Source organism: Mycobacterium sp. E183, assembly GCF_001667735.1.
GTDB lineage: Bacteria > Actinomycetota > Actinomycetes > Mycobacteriales > Mycobacteriaceae > Mycobacterium.
This window is the reverse complement of the sequence record NZ_LZJN01000180.1, coordinates 1-2,591: the sequence shown is the minus strand read 5'-3', so window position 1 is coordinate 2,591 and position 2,591 is coordinate 1. Positions and strand designations below refer to the sequence as shown.

The window sequence follows — 2,591 nt, the reverse complement described above, 5'->3', positions numbered from 1 at the left end:
CTCGTGGGCTGCTGAGCGGCCTGGGTCACCGCCAACGCCTGCTCGGCCACCCCATCAGGAGTCGTGGTGTTCGGCGGGGCATCAAAGGGCGCCAACTGCGAGGCCGTGGCCGAAGCCGCCGCATAGCCATACATCGCCGCCGCATCCTGGGCCCACATCTCCATGTACTGCGCCTCGGTCGCCATGATCGCCGGCGTGTTCTGCCCGAAGAAATTCGTCGCGACCAACGTCGCCAACAACACCCGATTAGCCGCAATCACCGGCGGCGGCACCGTCATCGCAAACGCCGCCTCAAACGCCGCCGCGGCCGCCCGACCCTGACTGGCCGTGTCCTCGGCCAACCCCGCCACCGCAGAAAGCCAACTCACAAACGGCACCACCGCCGACACCATCGACGACGACGCCGGACCCACCCACGGACCCGACGTCAACTCCGCAATCACCGAGCTATACCCACTGGCCGCCGCAGCCACCTCAGCAGCAATCTCATCCCACGCCGCCGACGCCGCCATCAACGAACCCGAACCCGGACCCGCATACATCCGACCGGAATTGATCTCCGGCGGTAACGCCCCGAAGTCAAACACCTACGAACCCCCCGGCTCGAACCATGTGTTTCCCTCGCGAGTGTTTTGGATGGCTGGCTTCAAGCGATGCGCTTGCTTGCGAAGGCTAGAGCGCCGCCCCGTCTTCTCGCTGCCCGTGACTCGACGGTCCGGGTGGGAGGCGCCCCGTTCCAGCGGGTCAGCGGACAGCGCAACGGCCGGGCCGGCGGCCGCCCGCGTTCGCCGTGTGCACGCCTACCTGCGGGAACGGGTGCCGGGCGGATCACGGCCGATAAGCGATCCCGCGCAGCCGGGGCGGATCGACGTGGGCGCTGGACAAAAAATCCGGTCGCAATAAAGGCCGCGGCGATGTCGGCCCAGGCTGGGGCCGGCCGGGGGCGTGGGCAAGGCCTCCGCCGCGAGTCGGTTCTTGGGCGCAAACGCGAAACACGCTTTAGCGCAGCACTTTTCGCGCGCTAAAGCGTGTTCCTACGCTGCCGACCCGGAGGTTATCCGGCGAAGGGTGGGCGGGCCATGACGGTGGGGCGGAATCCGTAGCGGGGGCCGGCGCCGGCGTGGGTGCCGTTGCCGACTCCGGCCAGGGGCATGCCGCCGAGCAGGTTGCCCGGTCCCCCGGCTGCCTCGGGTGCGGCGCTGATCGCGCTGACCGGGACCGCGGTGTGGCCCATCGCCGGCAGCGCCGGGGCGCCGGTCCAGGCCACCGGCACCGACAACTTGCCACCGATGGAGGCCGCCCCACCGATAGCCGCGGCCGGGTGCACCGCTCCGGCGCCACCGCCGAGCAGGCCACCGAGCCCACCCAGACCGGGCAGCGCCTTGGCCGCCGCCGGAGCCGCACCACCGTCATGGCCCGCCCACCCTTCGCCGGATAGCCGGATTCGGTCATTCAGCACCTCGGTCAAAGGGTTGACAGGATGGGTTACACAAGGCTCGGTTCGCGGGCTTCCGACGGGGCTTCAGGGGGCCCGTCGGGCGGCCGTCGGCGGCCCATTCACCGGTTGCTAGCCGAGCGGCAGCGAATATTCGGCAGCCAGATTTTTTCCGGTCCTGCCCTGCGACGCCAACCTGGGAAACTCGCACCAGGCACTTCGGTGACCGGGTTGGTCACAGTTTGCTGTAAGGGGAGGCGATCGAGGCGGGACGCTGTTACTCTGACGTTACTAAAAGTGAATTCGTCGTACCGTCACGTGAACAGTTGCAAACTGACGGCTTCCGAAACAGCTTCAGAGGTCGTTGTCATCTAGTCTCTGCAGAGTCGGGGATTGAACTAGGAGGGAACCAAGTATGTCGTTCGTGACCACACAGCCCGAGGCTCTGGCTGCGGCGGCCGGAAACTTGCAGGCCATTGGCTCAACGTTGAGCGCCCAGAACGCGGCTGCCGCCGCCCCCACGACCGGGGTGGTGCCCGCGGCCGCCGACGAGGTGTCGGCGCTGACGGCGGCGCAGTTCGCAGCGCACGCGCAGATGTACCAGGCGGTCAGTGCCCAGGCCGCCGCCATTCACGAGGCGTTCGTGAACACGCTGTCGACCAGCTCTGGCTCGTACGCTGCGACCGAGGCAATCAACGCAGCTGCTGCGGGCTGATCGGGTTGGCGGTTCGGGGTCTGGGACGGGACGTCTTCGACGTGCGCTCCGACCTGACCGCCCAGCTACCGACGATCTCGGGGGCTGACGGCCGGACAACTCAAACGCCGGAGTTCGGGTTTGACGTCCGTCTCACCGTGTTCCAGCGACCGGTGGCCGCCGGCTGACGGGAAGGGGGGATCATCCTTTTGCATTCGGCACGGCGGTTCGCCAGCGCGTAACCGGTCCGGCCATCGTCGTCACCACAGCAGGTATCTGAGTAATCACGTAATAAGGAGAAAGCCACATGGCAACACGTTTCATGACCGACCCGCACGAGATGCGGGCGATGGCGGGCCGCTTCGAGGTGCACGCCCAGACCGTTGAGGACGAGGCCCGCAAGATGTGGGCGTCCTCGATGAACATCGCCGGCTCGGGCTGGAGCGGCCAGGCGCAGGCGAC

Annotated in this window: 3 protein-coding genes and 1 pseudogene; 2 read left to right on the top strand and 2 right to left on the bottom strand. The window is 67.6% G+C overall.

The features are described from left to right. Together A5691_RS21115 and A5691_RS21110 are read right to left on the bottom strand one after the other, a co-directional pair. On the bottom strand, positions 1-587 hold a 587-nt coding region (locus A5691_RS21115), incomplete at its 3' end, for a PPE family protein (protein WP_156734810.1). A gap of 467 nt (positions 588-1,054) precedes the next feature. Next, positions 1,055-1,417, bottom strand: a pseudogene (locus A5691_RS21110) (PE/PPE C-terminal domain-containing protein); the annotation flags it as partial. Between the two features lie 433 nt (positions 1,418-1,850). Between A5691_RS21110 and A5691_RS21105 the strand changes: the two are divergent. Next, the gene (locus tag A5691_RS21105; protein ID WP_047324320.1) at positions 1,851-2,150 is read left to right on the top strand and encodes a PE family protein; all 300 of its coding nucleotides are present in this window, start codon (positions 1,851-1,853) and stop codon (positions 2,148-2,150) included. 286 nt (positions 2,151-2,436) lie between these two features. After that, on the top strand, positions 2,437-2,591 hold a 155-nt coding region (locus A5691_RS21100), incomplete at its 3' end, for a WXG100 family type VII secretion target (RefSeq protein WP_197696196.1).